Origin of the sequence: Oscillibacter sp. KLE 1745 (genome assembly GCF_000469445.2) — a bacterium.
Taxonomy (GTDB): domain Bacteria; phylum Bacillota; class Clostridia; order Oscillospirales; family Oscillospiraceae; genus Oscillibacter; species Oscillibacter welbionis.
The window spans coordinates 568-996 of record NZ_KI271716.1; the positions used below are offsets into that span (position 1 = coordinate 568).

Genomic DNA, 429 nt, shown 5'->3' on the forward strand with positions numbered 1-429 from the left:
TGACGAGCGTGGATTGGCTATGGTTTCCGTATATCCCCTTTGGAAAGCTGACAATTATCCAGGGCAATCCCGGCGAGGGCAAGACCTACTTTGCTATGCGCCTTGCGGCGGCTTGCACCAATCGAAAGCCTTTACCCGGTATGGAGACACTTGAGCCTTTCAATATCATCTATCAGACCGCCGAGGACGGTCTGGGCGATACCGTTAAGCCCCGGCTGATGGAAGCGGACGCAGACCTTGAAAGAGTACTTGTCATTGACGATAGAGACACGCCGCTGACCCTTGCCGATGAGCGCATAGCAAGGGCAATCCGTGAGAACAACGCAAGGCTGGTTATCATTGACCCGGTGCAGGCGTTTCTGGGCGCAGATGTGGACATGAACCGGGCAAATGAAGTGCGCCCGATATTCCGCAGTCTGGGAGACATTG

At 54.8% G+C, this 429-nt stretch carries 1 protein-coding gene; it reads left to right on the top strand.

The features are described 5' to 3' along the window. Window positions 1-429: AAA family ATPase (locus tag HMPREF1546_RS19880; RefSeq protein ID WP_021751821.1), on the top strand; the 429-nt coding region annotated here is incomplete at both ends.